We start from the raw sequence: 22,075 nt of genomic DNA, 5'->3' as shown, positions 1-22,075 counted from the left end.
AGCGAAGCGTGCCCACCAAACAAGCGAGATGAGCGCAGTTGCGAAATGGTGGGCACGGCACGATGCGCCTTTGCCCACCCTACGAGCGCTCGCTATAATCGCGGCAAAAAGGTCCGCCATGATCCACGTCTGTTCCCTTGCCGCGCTCCCCGAAACCGTCCGCCTCACCAAGGCCAGCCATGTGCTGACCGTGATGGCCAATGTCGAGCAGGTGGCGCGTCCGGTGTCGGTGCTGCCGGCCAACCATCTCAAGGTGTCGATGGACGACATCACCGAGGAGATGGACGGCTTTGTCGCCCCATCGGAGACGCATATCGACCAGGTGCTGAACTTCGTGCGCGGCTGGGACCGCAGCGCGCCGCTGGTGGTGCATTGCTACGCCGGCATCAGCCGCTCCACCGCAAGCGCCTTCGCCGCCGTCTGTGCCCTCAATCCGCATCGCGACGAGATCGAGATCGCGAAGAAGATCCGCGCGGCCTCGCCGATCGCATCGCCGAACCGGCGCATCGTCAGCCTCGCCGACCGCGCGCTGGGACGCGAGGGCCGCATGCTGCGCGCGCTCGACGAGATGGGCCCGGGCGCGATGATGGTCGAGGGCCGCCCCTTCGTGATCGAGCTCGAATGACAGCAGCGAAGTCGGCCGCATGAGCGAAACGCTGCTCACGCCGATCGAGATCGGCCTGACCGCCGCGATCGTCGCGATCGAGGACCATGAGCCGCTGATCCTCACCGCGCGCGGCAGCGACGGGCTGGCCGGCCTGCCGTTCGGCCCGTTCGATGCGCTGAGCCATCGCACCTTCGAGATCGGCCTGCGTGCCTGGGTCGAGGAACAGGCGGGCTTGCGGCTCGGCTATGTCGAGCAGCTCTACACGTTCGGCGACCGCGGCCGTCATGCGGAGGCCGGCGACACCGGCGCGCACATGGTGTCGATCGGATATCTCGCACTCACCCGCGCCGTTGACGGCGAACTCGCAGCGACCGGAGCGAGCTTCGAGCCGTGGTATCGCTTTCTCCCCTGGGAGGACTGGCGCGAGGAGCCGCCCGCGATCATCGCCCGCGACATCATCCCGGCGCTGACAAATTGGGCGGAACAGGAGACGCCGGAGACGACGCGCGCATTGCCGCGCAGGGACCGTGTGCGATTCTATTTCGGCCTCGACGGCGCGCCCTGGGACGAGGAGCGCGTGCTCGACCGCTACGAACTGCTCTACGAGGCCGGGCTGATCGAGGAGGCGCGGCGTGACGGCCGCCCTGCGGCATTAGCGCGCAAGTCGCTTCCCGCACTCGGCACATCCATGCGGTTCGATCATCGCCGGATCCTCGCCACCGCGATCGCGCGGCTGCGCGCAAAACTGAAGTATCGTCCTGTGGTGTTTGAACTTTTGCCCGCCGAGTTCACACTCACCGAATTGCAGCATACGGTGGAGGCAATCTCCGGCCGACACCTGCACAAGCAGAATTTCCGCCGCCTGGTCGAAACGGAAGCCCTGGTCGAACCGACCGGCGTGATGTCGACACAGACCGGCGGACGGCCGGCAGCGCTCTACCGCTTCCGCCGCGACGTGCTCCAGGAGCGGCCCGCGCCGGGCTTGCGTATGCGCTCCCGGCGCTAGATACGACATTTGCGCGGTCGGCCCCTGCCCGCCGGTTGCCTGGAGGCTTCATGTTCGACGGCCCGTTTGACCTCTTTGCGCTGATCATTGCGATCATCGCCTTCCTGATCGCGATCAAGGCCTCCAGCCAGGCGGCCGAGCTGCGCCGCCGGCTGAGCTCGCTCGAAGAGATGGTTTACGCGCAACGGCAGGTGCAGCCGCCGCCGCTGATGCCCGCACCGGTGCAGGCTGAAGCACCCGCAACAACTCCGGCCGAGCCACCGCCGCTTGCGCCCGAAGCCGAGGCGCCGCCGCCGCTCGTCACCGAAGAGGCTTCGCCGCCACCGCTCGAAGCGGACACCGGGGCCGATGCACCGCCTCCGCTGCCTGCGCCGGCGCCCGGCTTCGAGGAACAGCTCGGCACGCGCTGGGTGGTGTGGATCGGCGGCCTTGCGCTCGCGCTCGGCGGCTTCTTCATGGTGCGCTATTCGATCGAGGCCGGCCTCGTCGGTCCCGGCGTGCGCGTGTTCCTCGGCGGCCTGTTCGCGCTGGCGCTGCTGGGCGCCGGCGAATGGTCGCGGCGCAAGGAGAGCATCTCCAACATCGCGGCGCTGCCGATCGCCAACATTCCCGCGATCCTCACCGCGGCCGGCACGGCCGTGGCGTTCGCGACCATCTATGCCGCCTACGCGCTCTACGGCTTCCTCGTGCCCGCGACCGCCTTCGTGCTGCTCGGCCTCGTCGCACTCGGTACGCTTGCCGCCGCACTGCTGCACGGGCCCGCGCTTGCGGGCCTCGGCGTGGTCGGCGCGTTCGTGACCCCGCTCCTCGTCTCCAGCGGCAAGCCGGACTATTGGGCGCTCTACATCTATCTTGCGATCGTCACCGCCGCGAGCTTCGGCCTTGCCCGCATCCGGCTGTGGCGCTGGCTTGCGGTGACCACGATCGCCTTCGCCGTGCTCTGGATCTTCCCGGGTCTGGACACCAGTGACGTGCAGGTCGCACCGCACGCCTTCCATGCCATCGCGGGCTTCGTGCTTGCAGCGCTGCTCGTCGTCTGCGGCTTCATGTTCGGTCCGACCATCGAGGACGGCGAGATCGAGCCGGTGTCGTCAAGCTCGCTCGGCGCCTATCTGTTCGGTGCCATGCTGATCGTGCTGTCGAGCGCGCATGCGGATCTGGCGCTGATCGCGTTCACGCTTCTGGTCGGTGCGACGCTGTTCGTCGCCTGGCGCGCGCCGGCGGCGACCGGCGCGCTCGGTGCGGCTGCTGCAACCGTCTTCATCGTCTTCGCCGAATGGGCGGTGCGCGCCAATCCGGACATGCTGGTGCTGCCGGGCGGCCCGATCTCCGGCATCGGACCGGCCGCGACCGACAGCTCCGTGACGCTGCATCTGGTGATGGCCGCGATCTTTGCCGCCGGCTTCGGCGTCGCCGGCTTCCTCGCCCAGGGCCGTTCCAGTTCGGTGATCATTCCGGTGGTGTGGTCGGCGGCGGGTGTCGCCACGCCAATTGCGATCCTCGTTGCGCTCTATGCGCGCATTGCCCATCTCGATCGCTCGATCCCGTTCGCGATCCTCGCGGTGCTGCTTGCCGCGGCCTTTGGCGCCGCCACCGAAGCCCTCGCGCGCCGTGAAGATCGACCGGGGGGTGCGACCTCCACTGCGCTGTTCGCGACCGGCACGCTCGGCGCGCTGGCGCTGGCGCTGACCTTCGCGCTGGAGAAGGGCTGGCTCACGATTGCACTGGCGCTGATGTCGCTCGGCACCGCCTGGATCTCGCTGCAGCGCCCGATCCCGGTCCTGCGCCGGCTCGCGGCCATTTTCGCCGCGATCGTCGCCGCGCGCATCGTCTATGATCCGCGCATTGTCGGCGATGCCGTCGGCACGACGCCTATCTTCAATTGGCTGTTGTGGGGCTACGGCCTGCCTGCGGCGTCGTTCTGGGCGGCGAGCATCTTCCTGCGCCGCCGCGGCGACGATGCGCCGCTGCGCATGGTGGAAGCCGCCGCGATCCTGTTCACTGCGCTGCTTGCCTTCATGGAGATCCGGCACTTTGCGACTGGAGGCCAGATGACGTCTGCGCCGTCGCTGCTCGAATGCGCGCTGCAAGTCTGCATCGCGTTCGCCATGGCGATCGGGCTGGAACGCTTGCGGCTGCGCAGCCGCAGCGTCGTGCACAATGTCGGCGCGGTCGTTCTGACGGCGATCGGCGGGCTCATCAGCGTGTTCGGCCTGCTGATCCTGGAGAACCCGCTGCTGTGGCGTATCGACGTCGGCGGCGCCGTATTCAACCTGCTGCTGCTCGGCTATGCGCTGCCGGCGGTGCTGATGCTGTTGCTGTCCTATGCGGTGGTCGGCGAGCGTGGCAAAGCCTATGCCAACACCATCGCGGGCGGCGCGCTCGTGTTCGCGCTCGCCTATGTCACGCTGGAGATCCGCCGCTTCTATCACGGCCCGATCCTGTCCAGCGGCGAGACGACGGGGGCCGAGCAATATAGCTACTCGATCGGCTGGCTCGCCTTCGGCGTGGTGCTGCTCGGCGTCGGCATCCTGGTCAACTCGGAGCGCGCGCGACTTGCGTCCGCCGCCGTCATCGCGCTGACGATCCTGAAGGCCTTCGTCATCGACATGTCGACGCTGACAGGCGTCTACCGCGCGCTGTCGTTCATGTGCCTCGGCGTCGTGCTGGTCGCGATCGGATGGCTCTACCAGCGCATCCTGTTCCGGCGGCAGGCCCCGCCGCCGGCTCCACAGACGGGAAGTTGAAGATCAGGCCGCGCGGACCGAATCCAGGAACTGCGCGACCTCGACCTTGAGGCGCGTGCTGTCGGTCGCCAGCGATTTCGCCGCCGACAGCACCTCGGACGAAGCCTCGCCGGTCTCGATCGCACCGCGCTGCACGTCGGTGATGTTCGCCGAGACCTCCTGCGTGCCGACCGAGGCCTGCTGGACGTTGCGCGAGATCTCCTGCGTGGCCGCGCCCTGCTCCTCGACGGCGGCGGCAATCGCCGCGGACACTTCGGACAGCCGCTCGATGGTGCCGCCGATCTCCTGGATGGCGCTGACGGATTCCTGCGTTGCAGCCTGGATGCCCGAAACCTGCGCCCCGATCTCGCCGGTCGCCTTCGCGGTCTGCTCGGCCAACGCCTTGACCTCGGAAGCGACGACCGCAAAGCCGCGGCCGGCTTCGCCCGCGCGCGCCGCCTCGATGGTCGCGTTCAGCGCCAGCAAATTGGTCTGGCCGGCGATCGTGTTGATGAGCTCGACGACGTCGCCGATGCGGGAGGCGGCCTGCGACAGCGCGTTGACGCGCTCGTTGGTCCGCGCCGCCTGCTCGACGGCTTCCGCGGCCATCCGCGCCGAATCCTGCACGCGGCGGCTGATCTCGGTGATGGAGGACGACAGCTCCTCGGAGGCCGAGGCCACGGCCTGGACGTTGGTGGAGGCTTCCTCGGAGGCTGCCGCGACGACGGTCGCGAGCTCCTGCCCGCGCCGCGCGGTGCTGGTCAGCGTCGATGCCGACGCCTCGAGCTCGGTCGAGGCCGAGGAGACGGTGCCGACGACTTCGCCGATCATGGCTTCGAACTTGCGGGTAATGGCATCGACACGGCGGCCGCGCTCGATCTTGGCTTCGGCGTCGGCCGCAGCAGCCTCGTCGGCGGCCTTCTTGGCGATCAGCGCTTCCTTGAAGATCTGGAGCGCATCCGCCATCGAGCCGATCTCGGTCTTCTCGCCGCGATGCGGCACCTCGGCCGAAAGGTCGCCCTCGCCGAGCGACTGCATCGGCTTGATGATCGAGGCAATTCCACGCGAGACGTCGCGCACGAGATAATAGGCGGCGGCGATCGCGATCACGACCGAAAGGACGATGATGCCGACCAGCACCCGGAAGATCGTGGCGTAGCTGTCGGCCGCCTGCTTGGTTTCCAGCTCGGCGCCGCGGTTGTTGAGCTCGATGCCTTTCTGGAGCAGCGGGTCGGCCGCTTGCGCCATCTTCGCGACCTTGGTCTGCAACAGCTCGTTGGCCTCGGTGGGGAAACGGCCGACGCTCTTGCGCGACAGCGCCATCACGTCCTGCACGCCGTTCAGATACTCGGCCCATGCCTTGGCCCACTGCTCGTAGAGCGAACGCTCTTCGGCGGAGGTGATCAGCGGTTCGTAGACCTTGCGGGTCTTCTCGATGCGCTCCTGCAGCGAGGCGAGGCGCTTCTCGGCCGCGTCCTTGCCTTCGGCGGTTTCCTGCATCAGGTGCAGACGGAGCGCGACGCGCAGCTCATTGATGTCGGCGCGAAGCGAACCGAGCGCGCGCACGCTCGGCAGCCAGCTCTCCGCAATCTCGACCGTATGCGCATTGATGTTCTGCATGGTGCCGATCGCAGTCACGCCGACGCCGGCGAGTGACAGCACGAGGACCGACAACACGGCCAGAAGCTTGAAAACGATCGACAACTTCGACATCACGACAAATCCCGATGATACCTAGCAACGCGTGAATCACCTGCGCCGCAATCGTCGCGACGGACGACAGGGCGGAAGTCAGTTCATCAATGCTGGCTGGTTCTTATCCCGTGAGATTGCACCCATAATTGCAAGCAGGCGTTAACAGGAACCTACGTAAAATTACGGGACCGCCCGCCTCGTCGTTATTTTCCCCGCAACCATCTGTTGCGCCCGCACCGATATCCCGTGCTGTGACGCGGTGGATGCATCGCAGCACCCGAACGAGGCCGTCACGCCGCCCGCACCGACTCCAGGAAGCGCGCGACCTCGCCCTTCAGCCGGTTGCTCTCCTGCGACAGCGACTGCGCGGCCGAATGCACCTGCGCCGAGGCGGCTCCGGTCTCGCCGGCGCCGCGCTGGACGTCGCCGATATTCGCCGAGACTTCGGAGGTGCCCTGCGCCGCGTGCTGGATGTTGCGGGAGATCTCCTGCGTCGCGGCGCCCTGCTCCTCCACCGCGGCCGCGATGGTCGACGAGATCTCCGACATCCGCGCGATGGTGTCGCCGATCTCCTTGATCGCGCCGACGGAGTCCTCCGTCGCGGCCTGGATCGCACCGATGTGCTGGCCGATCTCGCCCGTGGCTTTCGCGGTCTGCTCGGCGAGCGCCTTCACTTCGGTTGCGACCACCGCGAAGCCCTTGCCGGCTTCGCCCGCCCGCGCCGCCTCGATCGTCGCGTTCAGCGCCAGCAGGTTGGTCTGGGCGGCGATGGTGTTGATCAGCTCGACCACGTCGCCGATGCGGGAGGCGGCCTTCGTCAACTCGCCGACGCGCGCATTGGTGCGCTGGGCCTGCCCGACCGCCACGTCGGCGACGCGCGCCGATTCCTGCACCTGGCGGCTGATCTCGGAGATCGAGGAGGTCATCTCCTCGCTCGCGGAGGACACCGACTGCACGTTGGCGGACGCCTCCTCGGAGGCCGCCGCCACGGCGCTGGCAAGCCCGTTGCCGCGCTCCGCGGCCCGCGTCAGCGTGTTGGAGGACGCCTCGAGCTCGGTTGCCGCCGACGACACGGTCTCGATGATCTCGCCGACTGCGCCTTCGAACCTGTCGGCGAGCCGCTGCATGTCGGCCTTGCGCTGTTCGCGCCCGCGCGCGTCCGTTTCGGCCTGTTCGGCGCGCAGCCGCTCGGCCTCCGTCATGTTGGTCCTGAACACCTCGACCGCACCGGCCATCTCGCCGATTTCGTCCCTGCGGCCGACGCCGGGAACGGAAATCGAGAGCTCGCCGCGCGCAAGCCTGGTCATCGCACCGACCATGGCACCGAGTGCCTTCGAGATCGAGCGTCCCAGCAGGAAGCCGACCACGGCGAGCACGACGACGGTGATGCCGAAGGCGACGGCCATCCACAAGCGCACGGCCTCGCGGGTCGCCGCCTCGGCCGCGTCAGCCTGCCTGTACATGGCATCGACGGCGGTCCGCACCTCGACCATCACAGGGTCGATTTCGCGGAAGGTCTTCATCATGGCGGCGTCGAGAGCCGCACTTTGTTGTGCGGTCTCGGCCCAGGCAGCGAACTCGGACTGGTATTTCTGGAGCTTGGCCGTGATGTCGTTCATCGCCGCCGCAGGGATTGCGACGACCTCTATCGCCTTGGAGAATTCAACCGCGGCCTTCTTCACCTCGGCAATGTATTTGGGGTCGCGCCGTAGCATGAAATCCTTCTCGTGCCGGCGCATCATCAGCATCCAGGTCGTCGTCCTGGGATCGTCGATCTCCTTCAGCTTGGCCTCGATGTCGTGCACGGCGGCGCGAAGCGAGCCGGACAGGCCAAGCGTCTCGTTCAGGCCGAGCCTGGTCTCGGCAGCCACCAGCGACGCGAAATCCGACGCGTAACGCTTGAAGCCGTCCTGGGCCTGCTTCATCTTGTCGGACAGCGCGCTCATGCCGCCGGCCGCCATCAGCCGCTCCACCTCGTCGAAATCCCGGTTGATCGGCCCAATCAGCTCGGCATGCGCCTTGGCGTAGCTCTCGGTCCGGCGCTGCTGGAAGTTCTTCTCGTTGCGGCGTGCCTCCAGCATCTCGATCGAGAGCTGCTTGTTCAGGTCGGCGATGGCACGTGCGCGGTTGGCAATATCGCGGGATGCGTCCTGCGAGAGGCTGCCGATCTCGTAGATCGCGCCGAAGGCGACCAGACCCAACAGTCCGAACAGTCCGATCGCCATGACCTTATGGGTGAGGCGAATGGAAGGGCCACTCATGGAATGTGCTCCGAGACGATTGATACGCAATACAGGGAGGGCGACAGGGCGTGCGGAATATTGCGGAGATCATGCCTGCGTCGCTTTTCCGGAAGGTTAACCGTGGAACTCTTCTGATCGCGCATCCAGCCGCGAACGCATGCGAACCACCGCGCGTCCTCGCGCGGCGGTTGCAGCCGTCGGGTGACCGGTGAGGACGGGCGCCCTCAGGCGGCGCGCACCGTGGTGAGGAATTTGCCGACCTCGAGCTTCAGGCGATTGCTGTCGCCGGACAGCGACTGTGCCGCCGAGAGCACCTGCGCGGACGCCGAGCCGGTCTCGCTCGCACCGCGCTGCACGTCGGTGATGTTGGACGACACCTGATGGGTGCCCTCCGCCGCCTGCTGCACGTTGCGGGAGATCTCTTGCGTCGCTGCGCCCTGCTCCTCGACTGCGGCCGCGATCGCCGAGGAGATCTCCGACAACCGTTCGATGGTGTCGCTGATGTCCTTGATGGCCCCAACCGATTGCTGGGTAGCGGACTGGATGCCGGAAATCTGCTGGCCGATCTCTCCGGTCGCTTTGGCGGTCTGCTCGGCAAGCGCCTTCACTTCGGAAGCGACGACGGCGAAGCCACGGCCGGCTTCACCTGCACGCGCAGCCTCGATCGTGGCATTGAGCGCCAGAAGGTTGGTCTGGCCGGCGATCGTGTTGATCAGCTCGACGACATCGCCGATCCGCGTTGCCGCCTTCGACAGTTCGCTGACACGCTCGGTCGTGGTGCGGGCCTGGCCGACCGCCTCGCTGGCGACGCGCGCCGATTCCTGCACCTGGCGGCTGATCTCGGTGATCGAGGATGACAGCTCCTCGGTCGCTGAGGCCACCGACTGCACGTTGGTGGAGGCTTCCTCAGAGGCTGAAGCGACCACGGTCGCGAGCTGCTGCGCATGCTCGGCGGTCGAGGTCAGCGTCGTGGCGGAAGCCTCGAGCTCGGTCGAGGCCGAGCTGACGGTCTCGATCACCTCGCCGACGGCGCTTTCGAACTGATCGGCAAGGCGGAGCATGTCCTGGCGGCGCTGCGCCGCGCTGCGCTGCTCAATCTCCTTCTGCTCGGCTTCCATGCGGATCTTGGCAAGGCCGTTCTCCCGGAAGACTTCCGCGGTCTTGGCGACTTCGCCGACCTCGTCCTTGCGATCGAGGCCGGCGATATCGACCTGATAGCGGCCGGCGGCAAGCTCCTGGAGCACACCGACGATCATGCGGATCGGCCGCGCAATGCCGTACTGACCGATGATGAAGCCCAACGCGCCGCCGATGACGACACCGAGGCCTGCGAGGATGATCAAGAAGCGTGACGTCGATTCATACTGCTCGCGCGCTTCCTTGCTCTTCTCCTCGACGCGCGCATTCAGCCGATCGGCGAGTTCGCGAATCTTGCCTTGAAGGTTCTCCGCAGCGGCCCTGCTCTTCATCGCGGTGTCGCGCAGCTTGTCAGCGCTGTCACTGAGCTTCGCTGACTTCTCGGCATCGACGGCCGCAAGCGTCGTGTCCATCTGGCTCTTGTAGGCCGAGAACGCCTCGCGCACGCCCGGGAGCAGCGTCTTGGCCTTCTCGTCCGGGGTCTGGCTGACCTCGTCGAAACGTTCCTGATACTGCTTGAGCTGGGCGTTGATGACATCACGCGCGGCCAGGCGATTGTCGTCACGCGGATCGAGCGCACTGCGGAACTCAGCGCGGTTCAGCGCGATGACGTTCTGGTTGGCGCGCGCGGCGAGCAGGGCCCGCTTGGCCGCGGTCGACATCACGCCGGCCTTTTCGCTGAGATCGCTGAGGGCGGAGACGCCAAGCCAGGCGATCGCAGCACCGATCCCGCACAGCAGGACGACGATCCCGAGGATCTTGCTCAGGATGCGGAAGCGGCCGAGAAAATGCATGACTGGAACCCTTCATGGACGTTGCCGCTCAAGCGGCTGAATTCCCATGAACTTCGTCCAAAACCATTCCGCATCCCTTAACCACGTTTGCCGTAGAAACACGGAGTTTTCATCGTGATCGACGCCGCTCATGCGTTCCGAGAGTTGCGCAGGGAGCAAGGCTCTCCCTGCGGTTTTGGTCAGGCAGCGCGCACGGTGTCGAGGAACTTGCCGACCTCGAGCTTCAGACGATTACTGTCACCGGACAACATCTGCGCAGCGGACAGCACTTGCGAGGACGCCGAACCGGTCTCACTCGCACCGCGCTGCACGTCGGTGATGTTGGACGACACTTGATGTGTGCCGTGCGCCGCCTGCTGCACGTTGCGGGAGATTTCCTGCGTCGCGGCGCCCTGCTCTTCGACGGCAGCCGCGATGGTCGAGGAGATCTCCGACAGCTTCTCGATGGTGTCGCTGATGTCCTTGATGGCGCCGACCGAATACTCCGTCGCGGTCTGGATACTGGCGATCTGCTGGCCGATCTCGCCCGTCGCCTTCGCGGTCTGCTCGGCGAGGGCCTTGACCTCGGAGGCCACCACGGCGAAGCCGCGGCCGGCCTCACCGGCGCGTGCCGCCTCGATCGTGGCGTTGAGTGCCAGGAGGTTGGTCTGACCCGCGATGGTGTTGATCAGCTCGACCACGTTGCCGATCCGCGTCGCGGCCTGGGACAGTTCGCTGACACGCTCGGTCGTGGTGCGAGCCTGGCCGACGGCCTCGCTTGCCACACGCGCGGATTCCTGCACCTGCCGGCTGATCTCCGTGATCGAGGACGACAATTCCTCGGTCGCCGATGCCACCGACTGCACGTTGGTTGAGGCTTCCTCCGAGGCTGCTGCAACCACGGTCGTGAGCTGTTGCGTGCGCTCGGCGGTCGATGTCAGGGTCGTGGCGGACGCCTCGAGCTCGGTCGAGGCTGACGACACCGTGCCGACGATCTCGCCGACGGCACCTTCGAAGCTGTCGGCGAGCCTGTGCATCTCGGCCTTGCGCTGTTCGGCCGCGATCTGATCCTGCCGCATCTTGGCCTCCGCTTCCTCGCGCGCCTTCTGCTCGGACACGACCTTGAATTTCTCGACGGCACCGGCGACCTCGCCGACTTCGTCCTTGCGGCCGAGGCCTGGCAACACCACGGAAAAGTCACCGCCGGCGAGCTTCTCCATCGCTGCCGTGAGTGCGCGCATCGGCCGCGCGATGCTGAAGACGGAGAAGATGCACGCGCCGATCAGGACCAGCGCGACCAGGATGCCGGTGACGAATGACGTCCGGGCAACCGACGCCGCCTCGGCTTCCGCCTCCGCGCGCGCCTCGACGCTCTTCTGCTTGGCGAAGTCGATGATCTGATTGGTCAGCTCGGAAATCTCTTCGTTGATCGGCGCCAGCGTCCCCTTGCGGATGCGGTCCACCTCGGCCACGAGTTTTGCCAGCTGCGCCGCCGCTTCGCCGTCCTTCTTCCCGTCGAGTGCAAGCTCCTGCTTGCGAATGTCTTCGATCTGTTGCTCGCCCTTGCTGAAATTGCCGATCAGCGTGGTCAGGCGATCGATCCGCTTGTGGTTTTCGGGCGAATGCGACAGTCGCGCCATTTCGCCCGAGAATTTCAGGGCCGCCGTCTGCCGGTCATTGAAATAGGTGACGGCCTTCTGCACCTCGGCCGGCGAGCTGGACGTCAGGATGTCACGAATGCCGATCTGCATGCCGCGCACCGAGGCCTTCGCCTCCGCTGCGTTCTGCGCGATCGTCTGCTGTTGCGATGCCGCAGTGCCAAGCTTCTGAGCTTCGGTGCTGCCGCTCATCTGGAGGAAGATCATCAGCGCGACGAGCCCGATGGTCAGCGCGGAGGTGATGGCGAGCTTGGTGCCGATTCGCAGGTTCTGAATGAACGACATTGAACGATTTCCCGGGATACGCATTGCCGCGACGAAGCGCTTGAACATCCCAGGAAAGCTAACCGGCAGGTTACTCATTAACGTTAAGCGGGCCCCCCGCGTCTTAGGTAGAAGTACTGAAAACGCGACTTAAATCCGTGGACTTCCACACGTTTCACGCGCAGCGAAATGAAGCCTCGCGGATTTGCATGCTTCGCGTTCGTTAACGCCGACGCCATCATTTGCGGATGGTGTCACCTCACCGCCTCCCCGACGAGGCTGATGCGAAACACCGGCTTCTTGTTCTCGTCGAGCAGCTCCATGCACCACTCGGCGTTCGGCTTCAGGCCGCGCGAGATGCCACCGAGCAGATTGGCGCAGACCTCGGTCATCTCGGTCCACGCGGCTGCGCGATTCTCGAACTCGTACGGCTGATCGGCGGCGCCGGAATAGCGACCGGTACTGATGCGAAAGAAGTACAGCGACATCGTTGAACCCTTGTCTAGGGCCGCACCCCCCGGCCGTACGCAAACTGGGGCGCTAGTCGCTACCAACGCATGAAAGCCGCCGACCGTATGACTACGGCGCGGCGGCTTCGTGTTCGATGGTCGTCTTCAACGAGAAAGTGCGCGGATGGCCCCGCGCAGCCGCTCACTGGGTCGAGCGGCGCAGCTCCAGCGGACCCTCGTTCCTGGCGGGCTCGGACTTTGCTTCCGACTTCACCGGCTCGAGCCGGCCGCTCTCGACACGCGGGGTCTCGACGCGCGCGGCGACTTCGGTGTTCGAGGTGGCGACCGATCCGGTGTGCTCGGAGGAGCGCAGCGAACGCGGACGCGCGACAGCACGCGCCATCAGCATCTGGTTGCCGCCCTGATGGTGGAAGTCGCAATAGGCGAAGCCCATGCCCGACACCGAGCCGCGGAAGCTGCGGTCGTCGGTCTTCTCCAGGTTGAAGCAGGGCTCGAACGGAATGCCCTTGATCGAGGCGCAGACGTTCTGGCCGCGGATCTGGAGCGTGTTGCCGGGCAGGCGGAGATGCTTGACCGGGCCTGCACCCGAGAACTGCACGGCCCCGGCGGCGCCGAGGTCGTCCAGGATGCGGCCTGCACCGCGGGTGCCGTCGAAACAGGTGAAAGCGAACACCTTGCCGGCGACGAAGCGGCGCGCCTCGTCGGCATTCATGCTTCCAGCAATGGCCGGCGCAAACGTCGCTGCCGCCGTGACAGCCCCCAACACAATACGCGCAAGCATGCTCAACTCCGAACCGACCCCAGCGCGGGCGATGCCTTATCTCTTTACCCGCTGCTTACCATACTAACCATGGCGACATTGAAGCAGCTTGGTTGGTAAAGTCTGAACGCCGTTAGACAATTTTTACCACGATCCGGCCGCGGACCTGGCCGGAGAGGATTTTCACGCCCCATTCGGAAACCTCGGCGAGCGGGATTTCGTGAGTAATTTCAGATAGTTTCGACCGGTCCAGATCGGTCGCCAGACGCTGCCAGGCTGCCTTCCTGGGCTCGATCGGGCACATCACGGAATCGATGCCGAGAAGGCACACCCCGCGCAAAATGAAAGGCGCGACAGAGGACGGCAGGTCCATGCCGGCGGCAAGGCCGCAGGCCGCGATCGCGCCGCCGTACTTCGTCATCGACAGGAGGTTGGCGAGCGTGGTCGAGCCGACGCTGTCGACGCCACCCGCCCAGCGCTCCTTGGCGAGGGGCTTGCCCGGCGCCGACAATTCGTTGCGATCGATGATCTCGGCAGCGCCGAGATGCCTGAGGTAGTCGGCCTCCGAGGTGCGGCCGGTCGAGGCGATGACGTGATAGCCGAGCTTGGACAGCACGGCGGTCGCGACCGAGCCGACGCCGCCGACCGCGCCCGTCACCACGACGGGGCCGCTCTTCGGCGACAGGCCGTGCTTCTCCAGCGCCAGCACCGAGAGCATTGCGGTGAAACCGGCAGTGCCGATCGCCATGGCGTCGCGCGCCGACAGGCCCTGCGGCAGGGCGACCAGCCACTCACCCTTCACCCGTGCCTTCTCGGCATAGGCGCCGAGATGGGTCTCGCCCATGCCCCAGCCGGTGCAGACGACCTTGTCGCCCGCCTTCCATTGCGGATGCGAGGACTGCTCGACCGTACCGGCGAAGTCGATGCCGGCGATCATCGGGAAGCGGCGCACCACCGGTGCCTTGCCGGTGAGCGCAAGGCCGTCCTTGTAGTTCAGCGTCGACCATTCGACGCGGACGGTGACGTCGCCCTCCATCAGCTCGGCTTCGTCGAATTGCGTAAGCTGCGCGGTGGTGCCCTTGTCCGCCTTGTCGATCCGGATCGCCTTGAATGTGGCCACGGCTGAACTCCCTGACTTGTTTCAGGGGATGTTTAGCCGATCAGGCAGGCTGCGCAACTGGCGCTCCAATTCCGAAGTTCGCAAACCGTATCGGCACCACCGGTGCGAACTTCGGAATTAAGAGGAGCGCCAGCAAATATATGATCCTAGTGCCGGTTATCGATTTGAAGTTCCTGAACGAATCCGCGGCTTGCTCTGGAGGAACTTCAAATCGCCGGCACTAGCCGCTCGACGGGTTTCTCCACGATCGGAAGATTGATCAGCGCCGAGAGCACGCCGAACAGAATCGAGAGCCACCAGATCGGCGTGTAGGAACCGAACCGCTCGAACACGACGCCGCCGAGCCAGACGCCGAGGAAGCCGCCGACCTGATGGCTGACGAAGGCGAAGCCATAGAGCGTCGCAAGCCAGCGCGTGCCGAACATCAGCGCCACCAGCGCCGAGGTCGGCGGCACCGTCGACAGCCAGGTCAGGCCGGAGACCGCACCGAACGCGATCGCCGAGAACGGCGTGATCGGGAACGAGATGAAGGCCAGCGTCGCAAGCGCGCGGGTGAAGTAGATGGTCGAGAGGATGTAGCGCTTGGGCAGCGAGTTCTGGAGATAACCGACGCTGAGCGAGCCGATGATGTTGAAAAGGCCGATCGCCGCGATCACCCAGCCGCCGGTTTGCGTCGAGATGCCGCGATCGACAAGGAACGCCGGCAGATGCACCGTGATGAAGGCGAGCTGGAAGCCGCAGGTGAAGAAGCCGAGCACCAGCAGCACATAGGAGCGATGGCCAAAGGCTTCCGCGAGCGCCTTCATGAAGGTCTGCTCGTCCGCCGGCGCCGCGTTAGCCGTGCTTGCGACCGGCGGCGTCGAGAGCGCCAGCGACAGCGGAATGATCAGCAGCATCAGGAAGCCGAACACGCTGAGCGCCTGCTGCCAGCCGAAATTGTCGATCAGCGCGACGCCGATCGGCGCGAACAGGAACTGTCCGAACGAGCCCGCCGCCGTGCCGGCACCGAGCGCAAGCCCGCGCTTCTCGGCCGGCAACAGCTTGCTGAACGCCGACAGCACCAGGTTGAACGAGCAGCCGGCGAGACCAAAGCCGACCATCACGCCCGCCCCTAAGTTCAGCGACAGCGGCGTCGAGGAGTAGCGCATCAGGAGCAGGCCGCCGGCATAGAGCAGCGCGCCGACGCACATCACCCGGAACAGGCCGAAGCGATCGGCGACTGCGCCCGCGATCGGCTGGCCCAATCCCCACAGCAAGTTCTGGAAGGCAATTGCCAAGCCGAACACGTCGCGGCCCCAGGCGTACTCATGGCTCATCGGCTGCACGAAGAAGCCGAGCGCCGAGCGCGGGCCGAAGCCAAGCATGCCGATGGCGCAGCCGCAGAGGATGATGACGGCCGGCGTGCGCCAGGTGGAGGAACGCGAGACCGGACCGAGCTCGCCCGCTTGTGTGGACATGGTGTTCCTCATCTTCTCGTTGGCGGATCCGAAATGGGCAGCCACAGGCCAGCTTCGTTTAATGCAAATGCATGAACATCCCAAGTCAAAAATGGTTGCGTTCCACGAAGGGCTCCCGCGGGAGCACTGCGTTTCAACAAGACCTTCCGGCGCAGTGGAGTGCGACTTGACGGGAATGTGTGCGAGGAGACCTAGCAACTCCCGGCCATGCGTGATATCTTTGATCTACTCAGATTGAGCATATCTGAGCGCTGGCGACATGCGACCCGGCCTCTCGGCCGGATTTCTCAGGCTCTATATATACTCAATTTGAGTATAACAACCTTGCACGGGAGGCTTCGATGCCGATCACTGGACTTTACGGCCCTGACGACTTTACCAACCAGCCCCAGGGCCAAGCCGCCAACCCGGTCACGACCTCCCCGCGCACCGCGCCGGCGCGAACGGGATCCCCACTGCCGATGCCCTCGCTGCAATGGACCGATGAGGTCGAGCGCGCCACCGCGCCTCTCTATGAGCGCGTGAAGCACGTGATCCCGCCGATCGAGTGGCCGGTGATGGCGCCGACGATCAAGGCGATCAACGAACTGAAGCAGGCGCGCGGCGCGGTGATCCTCGCGCACAATTACCAGGCCCCGGAGATCTTCCACTGCGTCGCCGACATCGGCGGCGATTCGCTCCAGCTCGCCGTCGAAGCCACCAAGGTGAAGGCCGGGATCATCGTCCAGTGCGGCGTGCACTTCATGGCGGAGACCTCGAAACTGCTCAACCCGGACAAGACGGTGCTGATCCCGGACTCGCGCGCCGGCTGCTCGCTTGCCGCCAGCATCACGGGCGCAGACGTTCGCCTGCTCCGCGAGAAATTTCCCGGCGTTCCGGTCGTCGCCTATGTCAACACGTCGGCGGAGGTGAAGGCCGAGGTGGACATCTGCTGCACCTCGTCGAACGCGGTGCAGGTGGTCGAGAGCCTGGGCGCTCGAAGCGTGATCTTCCTGCCCGACCGCTATCTCGCGACCTACGTGGCCTCGAAGACCGACGTGAAGATCATCGCCTGGAAGGGCGCCTGCGAGGTGCATGAGCGCTTCACCGGCGAGGAGCTGCGCGGGCTTCGCGAGGCCGATCCCTCCGTTCAGATCATCGCCCATCCCGAATGCCCGCCGGACGTTCTGGCGGAGGCCGACTTCACCGGCTCGACCGCGCACATGATCAACTGGGTGCGCGCAAAGCGGCCGCGGCGGCTGGTGATGATCACAGAATGCTCGATGGCCGACAATGTGCGCGCCGAGCTGCCTGACGTGGAGATGCTACGTCCGTGCAATCTCTGCCCGCACATGAAGCGCATCACGCTCGCCAACATTCTGGAGAGCCTGCTGACGCTGCGCGAGGAGATCACGATCGACCCCGCGCTCGCGATGCGCGCGCGACGATCGGTCGAGCGGATGATCGATCTGAAGAATTGAAGAGCAACACGCAGCAACAAACACCGCTGTCGTCCCGGCGAAGGCCGGGACCCATAACCACAGGAAGATGTGGTTGCGAAGAACGACGTCGAACAGCTGCGCGCAACAATTACCGCCGCGGCGTATGGGTCCCAGCCTTCGCCGGGACGACGGTGGAGAACTCGGAGAAAGCTAATGCAAGACAACATCCCCAACCTCACCCGCAACGCCGACGACGTCATCATCGTCGGCGGCGGCCTTGCCGGACTGTTTTGCGCGTTGAAGCTCGCGCCGCGGCCGGTGACGCTGATCTCGGCGGCACCGCTCGGACAGGGTGCATCGTCCGCATGGGCGCAAGGCGGCATCGCCGCAGCGGTGGCCGAGGGCGATACGCCTGAAGCCCATGCCGCGGATACGATTGCCGTCGGCGGCGGTCTCGTCGACGAAGCAGTCGCGCTTGGGATCGCCCGCGAGGCTGCGCCGCGCATCCACGACCTCCTCGCCTATGGCGTGCCGTTCGATCGTGATCTCGAAGGCAGGCTCGCGGTCGGGCGGGAAGCTGCGCATTCGGCGCGCCGCATCGTGCATGTCCGCGGCGACGGCGCGGGCGCAGCGATCATCGCGGCGCTGGGCGAGGCCGTACGCCGGACGCCGTCGATCCGGCTGATCGAAGGCTTCGTCGCCGAAGCACTGTTGACGGAAGACGGCACCGTTGCCGGCCTTCAATTGCGCGCTGCCGGCAATCCGGCCGCCCCGCCGGTCCTGCTCGCCTCGCGCGCGGTGGTGCTCGCGACCGGCGGGCTCGGCCATCTCTATGCCGTCACCACCAATCCGATTGAAGCGAGCGGATCGGGCCTTGCGATCGCCGCGCGCGCCGGCGCCGTGATCGCCGATCCTGAATTCGTGCAATTCCACCCCACCGCCATCATGGTCGGCCGCGATCCGGCGCCGCTTGCGACGGAGGCGCTGCGCGGCGAAGGCGCAACGCTGATCAATGGCCATGGCGAGCGTTTCATGCTGACGCGTCATCCGCTCGCCGAGCTCGCGCCGCGCGACATCGTGGCCCGCGGCGTGTTCGCCGAGATCGCGGCCGGGCGCGGCGCGTTCCTCGACGCGCGGCAGGCGCTGGGCGCGCGCTTCGCCGACAAATTCCCGACCGTGCATGCGAGCTGCATCGCCGCCGGCATCGATCCCGCCACGCAGGCCATCCCGATCGCGCCGGCCGCGCACTACCACATGGGCGGCATCGCCGTGGACGCGCGCGGTCGCAGCTCGATCGACGGGCTCTGGGCCGGCGGCGAAGTGTCCTCCACCGGTGCGCATGGCGCCAACCGCCTCGCCTCCAATTCGCTGCTGGAGGCCGTGGTCTACGCCGCGCGCATCGCCGACGACATCGCCGGCCGCGCGATCCCCGCGCCTGCCCGCCTCCCCGACGCGCTCGTGACGTCGCGTGACAACGCGCCGGATACTGCGGCCGTGAAGCGGCTGCGCGCGATGATGAGCGCGCATGTCGGCGTCATCCGTCACGGTGACGGGCTTGCGGAGGCCGTGCGCAGCTTCGCCGCGCTCGAACGCGACGCAACGAGCAGTGCTGTCCGCAACATGGCGACATCGGCCCTGCTCGTCGCCGCTGCGGCCTGGACGCGGTGCGAGAGCCGCGGCGCGCATTTCCGCATCGACCACCCGGCCGATGTCCCCGCGCTGGCCCGGAGAACGATGACCACCCTCGCCGCAGTGCGCGAGGTCGCCGACAGCTTGAACGAGCGCGCATCGCCGCGCATTGCGCAACCCGTGATCGCCTGATGGAGTCCCTTATGATCACCCCGACATCCCTGCTCTATCCCGACGCCTTCCTCTCGCCGCTCGCGATCGACGAGGCCGTGCACCGCGCGCTCGACGAGGACCTCGGCCGCGCCGGCGACATCACCTCGCTGGCAACGATCCCGGAGGCGACGAAGGCACAGGCGATCCTGGTCGCGCGCCAGTCCGGCGTGATCGCGGGCCTGCCGCTGGCGCTGGCGACGCTGCAAAAGCTGTCCCCCGACATCGAGGTGCGGGCGCATGTCCGCGATGCCGCCCGCGTGTCCCGTGGGCAGCACGTGCTGACGATCTCGGGCCCCGCGCGCGCCATTCTCACCGCGGAGCGGACCGCGCTGAATTTCGTCGGCCGGCTGTCTGGCGTTGCGACGCTGACGGCGGACTATGTCGCGCGCACCGAAGGCACCAGGATGCGGATCTGCTGCACGCGAAAAACCACGCCGGGCTTGCGCGCCCTGGAGAAATACGCGGTGCGCTGCGGCGGCGGTTTCAACCACCGCTTCGGTCTCGACGACGCGATCCTGATCAAGGACAACCACATCGCGGTCGCCGGCGGCATCCGCCCCGTGCTGGAGCGCGCACGTGCCCACGCCGGCCATCTCGTCAAGATCGAGATCGAGGTCGATACGCTGGCGCAATTGCGCGAGGTGCTGGACACGGGAATGGCTGACGCCGTGCTGCTCGACAACATGGACCTTGCGACGCTGCGCGAGGCGGTGCGGATCAACGAGGGCCGGCTCAAACTGGAAGCATCCGGCGGCGTCACGCTGGACTCGATCGCCGCGATCGCGGCAACAGGCGTCGACTATGCGTCTTCAGGCGCGCTGACGCATTCCGCGCCGAATTTCGACTGTGCGCTGGATATCGAGGCGTGATTGGAGCTCTAAAGCCTCCACAACGTCATGGCCGGGCTTGTCCCGGCCATCCACGCCTCGTCCCGCAGCACAAAGAACGTGGATGCCCGGGACAAGCCCGGGCATGACGAACTTCTGGAATTGACTACCGCCGCTCGGTCGCGCCCATCTCGGCGGAGCTCTTGGCCTGCTGCGCGAGTTCGGCGGAGAGCGCGGCGGTCTGTGCCGGGGAGCCCCAGCTCGGCTCCTCGCTGCCGTCGCCCCAGGCGCGCGGGCGATAGAAGGTATGCACGCCCGTCTTGTACATCTTCTTCATCTCGGCGACCCAGGACGGGCGCACCCAGTAGGCGTGGTAATGCGTGGACTTGCCGACCTCGGGCAGCCAGATCTGGCCGTCGAGCATCGCCTTCGCGATCTTCTTGGCGCGCTCCCACATCTCGGGCTCGCGGATCACGTCGGCATTGTTGTCGCAGGCAAAGGTGAACTGGCAGGCGAGATGGCGGTGCTTGTTCTGATAGACCGCTCCGCACACCGTATCAGGGTATTTGCCTGAGAACACGCGGTTCATCACCACCTGTGCGACCGCTATCTGGCCGCGCACGGCCTCGCCGCGGGATTCGAAATAGACGGCTTCGGCGAGGCACTTCTCGGATTTCGCGCGCGTCTTGTCGTCGAGCGCGAGCCGTTCCGCCGGCGACCTGGCGCGCTGGTTGTCGGCGTTGACCTCGCCCTTCGGCGCGACGCTCTCGCCGCTCTCGATGTCCTTGGCGATCTCCTCCGTCGGCGGCGACAGCGAGGCCGTCACCTTCATGTCGGGGTCGGGCATCACGATCAGCGGCTCGGCCCCGGGCTGCCAGCTCTCGATGCTCTCCAGATTGCCGCCGAGCGAGGAGCTGCCGAAGAACAGGTTCGACGTCTTGACGCTGAAGGGATCGCGCGCAGGCGCGGCCGGCGCAGTGGCCCGCTTAAGCGCCTCCAGCGGCTGAACCGCGAACGAGCGCGCGAGGTCGCTGGCCTTCGGCGGATTGGCATATTGCGGCAACGGCGGCGCGCGCAGCGCTTCCTGGAGCTCGGGGTCGAGCGCGGCTGCGGACTCCGGCGACATCGCTTGCGGCAACGCGGCGGTCTTGGCGCCGAACACCGAGCTGTTCGACGTCGCGGGATCTTCCTGCGCGGGCGCTGCGGCCGGTGCGGCAGCGTCGGGAGACGTCGTCGGTGTAGCGATCGCGAGGCGATCACCCTTCATGGAGCGATCGACCTTGGGAAAGTCGGCGGCCTGGTAACGCGGCGGCGCCTGAAGCGCCGGATTGCGGCTGATCGCGCCGGTGACGTCGCGGCCATCGAGGCTTGCGAGGCGAACCATCGCGCTCTGCGGAACCGAGGTGCCGATGGGGCGGGAAAAACTGTAGGTGGCGAGCTGGATCGAGGACGCCGCGGAATACACCTGCTTCTGCCAACGCTCGGCGACGCCGGGCTGACGCGCCAGCAGCGAGGCAATATCCTGATAGCCGGTCTCTCTCGGCATCAATGCGAAGATGCAGAGACCGATGCCGAAGGACGCGAACCGCGCGCCCTTCGGATGGTTACGCAACACTGACATCGATACGCTCACGCTACGCTTACGCCCGAAAAACCGAACCGCAGTACATCCGTGCAATTCGATCTTTCTCGTAAGTATCCAATTTAGGTTGCCGGGGCGTTAATCGGCGTTGCGCGCCGGGCACACACAAGCGATCGCAAGTGTTTTCACGGGGCAATGACGCGCATTGGTAAATGCCGCCCCACGTAAAGCGGTAAACATCCGGTCAACGCGAATGGTGAAGAAACTCTTGCGCGCGCGTATCATTACGGGACGCGTGATGAGTTCCAGGTCTTGCGAGAAGTGTCTCCACGTCCACCACTGTCATGCCCCGACTTGATCGGGGCATCCAGTACGCCGCGGCTTCTCAGTTCAATCACTGATGTCTCGGCGTACTGGATCGCCCGGTCAAGTGTTCAGCCCGGGGACATGACCGACGGGTGTTCGGGGACATAGCCGACACTTTTTC

15 protein-coding genes are annotated in these 22,075 nt (G+C 66.2%); 6 read left to right on the top strand and 9 right to left on the bottom strand.

The window, feature by feature from the left end:
- Positions 1 to 118 precede the first annotated feature (118 nt).
- Genes XI08_RS34250 through XI08_RS34240 form a run of 3 tightly spaced genes read left to right on the top strand, consistent with a single transcriptional unit; the run spans position 119 to position 4,360 of the window.
- A complete protein-coding gene (locus XI08_RS34250; protein ID WP_027543594.1) occupies positions 119 to 625 on the top strand; it encodes a tyrosine phosphatase family protein in 507 nt (168 codons plus the stop codon).
- A gap of 19 nt (positions 626 to 644) precedes the next feature.
- The gene (locus XI08_RS34245; RefSeq protein WP_027543595.1) at positions 645 to 1,613 is read left to right on the top strand and encodes an NUDIX hydrolase; all 969 of its coding nucleotides are present in this window, start codon (positions 645 to 647) and stop codon (positions 1,611 to 1,613) included.
- A 50-nt stretch (positions 1,614 to 1,663) separates the two neighbouring features.
- Positions 1,664 to 4,360, top strand: coding sequence for a DUF2339 domain-containing protein (locus XI08_RS34240; RefSeq protein WP_271577800.1), 2,697 nt, complete (start codon positions 1,664 to 1,666; stop codon positions 4,358 to 4,360).
- A gap of 3 nt (positions 4,361 to 4,363) precedes the next feature.
- On the opposite strand, the gene XI08_RS34235 is transcribed toward XI08_RS34240, so the two are convergent.
- From XI08_RS34235 to XI08_RS34200, 8 genes are all read right to left on the bottom strand, one after another.
- The gene (locus XI08_RS34235) at positions 4,364 to 6,052 is read right to left on the bottom strand and encodes a methyl-accepting chemotaxis protein (RefSeq protein WP_271577799.1); all 1,689 of its coding nucleotides are present in this window, start codon (positions 6,050 to 6,052) and stop codon (positions 4,364 to 4,366) included.
- Positions 6,053 to 6,324: 272 nt separating this feature from the next.
- On the bottom strand, positions 6,325 to 8,295 hold the full coding sequence (locus tag XI08_RS34230; RefSeq protein ID WP_271577798.1) for a methyl-accepting chemotaxis protein: 1,971 nt from the start codon (positions 8,293 to 8,295) through the stop codon (positions 6,325 to 6,327).
- Positions 8,296 to 8,501: 206 nt separating this feature from the next.
- Positions 8,502 to 10,208 carry a methyl-accepting chemotaxis protein gene (locus XI08_RS34225; RefSeq protein ID WP_271577797.1) on the bottom strand — a complete coding sequence of 569 codons (1,707 nt, stop codon included), beginning with the start codon at positions 10,206 to 10,208 and terminating at the stop codon, positions 8,502 to 8,504.
- 179 nt (positions 10,209 to 10,387) lie between these two features.
- Positions 10,388 to 12,130, bottom strand: a complete 1,743-nt coding sequence (locus tag XI08_RS34220) for a methyl-accepting chemotaxis protein (RefSeq protein WP_271577796.1) — start codon at positions 12,128 to 12,130, stop codon at positions 10,388 to 10,390.
- Positions 12,131 to 12,363: 233 nt separating this feature from the next.
- Complete coding sequence (locus XI08_RS34215; RefSeq protein WP_027543599.1) at positions 12,364 to 12,597, bottom strand: DUF6894 family protein; 234 nt, start codon at positions 12,595 to 12,597, stop codon at positions 12,364 to 12,366.
- Between the two features lie 163 nt (positions 12,598 to 12,760).
- Positions 12,761 to 13,360: a hypothetical protein gene (locus XI08_RS34210; RefSeq protein ID WP_135179127.1), complete on the bottom strand. Its 600-nt coding sequence runs from the start codon at positions 13,358 to 13,360 to the stop codon at positions 12,761 to 12,763.
- A 112-nt stretch (positions 13,361 to 13,472) separates the two neighbouring features.
- The gene (gene acuI / locus XI08_RS34205; RefSeq protein WP_271577795.1) at positions 13,473 to 14,459 is read right to left on the bottom strand and encodes an acrylyl-CoA reductase (NADPH); all 987 of its coding nucleotides are present in this window, start codon (positions 14,457 to 14,459) and stop codon (positions 13,473 to 13,475) included.
- Between the two features lie 206 nt (positions 14,460 to 14,665).
- Positions 14,666 to 15,916, bottom strand: a complete 1,251-nt coding sequence (locus XI08_RS34200; protein ID WP_027543602.1) for an MFS transporter — start codon at positions 15,914 to 15,916, stop codon at positions 14,666 to 14,668.
- Positions 15,917 to 16,257: 341 nt separating this feature from the next.
- Here XI08_RS34200 and nadA point away from each other — a divergent pair, with 341 nt between their 5' ends.
- From nadA to nadC, 3 genes are all read left to right on the top strand, one after another.
- Positions 16,258 to 17,376 (top strand): quinolinate synthase NadA, encoded by a 1,119-nt coding sequence (nadA, locus tag XI08_RS34195; protein ID WP_271577794.1) that lies wholly within the window; start codon positions 16,258 to 16,260, stop codon positions 17,374 to 17,376.
- 174 nt (positions 17,377 to 17,550) lie between these two features.
- A complete protein-coding gene (locus XI08_RS34190) occupies positions 17,551 to 19,158 on the top strand; it encodes an L-aspartate oxidase (protein WP_271577793.1) in 1,608 nt (535 codons plus the stop codon).
- 11 nt (positions 19,159 to 19,169) lie between these two features.
- Complete coding sequence (gene nadC, locus XI08_RS34185) at positions 19,170 to 20,048, top strand: carboxylating nicotinate-nucleotide diphosphorylase (RefSeq protein ID WP_271577792.1); 879 nt, start codon at positions 19,170 to 19,172, stop codon at positions 20,046 to 20,048.
- Between the two features lie 124 nt (positions 20,049 to 20,172).
- Here the strand turns inward: nadC and XI08_RS34180 are convergent, their stop codons facing one another.
- Positions 20,173 to 21,627 (bottom strand): cell wall hydrolase, encoded by a 1,455-nt coding sequence (locus XI08_RS34180; protein ID WP_271577791.1) that lies wholly within the window; start codon positions 21,625 to 21,627, stop codon positions 20,173 to 20,175.
- Positions 21,628 to 22,075 lie beyond the last annotated feature (448 nt).

The organism is Bradyrhizobium sp. CCBAU 11361 (genome assembly GCF_028128935.1).
Lineage (GTDB): Bacteria > Pseudomonadota > Alphaproteobacteria > Rhizobiales > Xanthobacteraceae > Bradyrhizobium > Bradyrhizobium niftali.
This window is presented reverse-complemented; position numbering and strand designations above follow the sequence as displayed.

Coding starts and splice junctions, on each gene's coding strand:
- XI08_RS34180 (WP_271577791.1), bottom strand. CDS start 21,627: ATGTCAGTGTTGCGTAACCATCCGAAGGGCGCGCGGTTCGCGTCCTTC.
- XI08_RS34240 (WP_271577800.1), top strand. CDS start 1,664: ATGTTCGACGGCCCGTTTGACCTCTTTGCGCTGATCATTGCGATCATC.
- XI08_RS34225 (WP_271577797.1), bottom strand. CDS start 10,208: ATGCATTTTCTCGGCCGCTTCCGCATCCTGAGCAAGATCCTCGGGATC.
- XI08_RS34220 (WP_271577796.1), bottom strand. CDS start 12,130: ATGTCGTTCATTCAGAACCTGCGAATCGGCACCAAGCTCGCCATCACC.
- nadA (WP_271577794.1), top strand. CDS start 16,258: ATGCCGATCACTGGACTTTACGGCCCTGACGACTTTACCAACCAGCCC.
- XI08_RS34200 (WP_027543602.1), bottom strand. CDS start 15,916: ATGTCCACACAAGCGGGCGAGCTCGGTCCGGTCTCGCGTTCCTCCACC.
- XI08_RS34235 (WP_271577799.1), bottom strand. CDS start 6,052: ATGTCGAAGTTGTCGATCGTTTTCAAGCTTCTGGCCGTGTTGTCGGTC.
- XI08_RS34250 (WP_027543594.1), top strand. CDS start 119: ATGATCCACGTCTGTTCCCTTGCCGCGCTCCCCGAAACCGTCCGCCTC.
- nadC (WP_271577792.1), top strand. CDS start 19,170: ATGATCACCCCGACATCCCTGCTCTATCCCGACGCCTTCCTCTCGCCG.
- XI08_RS34230 (WP_271577798.1), bottom strand. CDS start 8,295: ATGAGTGGCCCTTCCATTCGCCTCACCCATAAGGTCATGGCGATCGGA.
- XI08_RS34210 (WP_135179127.1), bottom strand. CDS start 13,360: ATGCTTGCGCGTATTGTGTTGGGGGCTGTCACGGCGGCAGCGACGTTT.
- XI08_RS34245 (WP_027543595.1), top strand. CDS start 645: ATGAGCGAAACGCTGCTCACGCCGATCGAGATCGGCCTGACCGCCGCG.
- XI08_RS34190 (WP_271577793.1), top strand. CDS start 17,551: ATGCAAGACAACATCCCCAACCTCACCCGCAACGCCGACGACGTCATC.
- XI08_RS34215 (WP_027543599.1), bottom strand. CDS start 12,597: ATGTCGCTGTACTTCTTTCGCATCAGTACCGGTCGCTATTCCGGCGCC.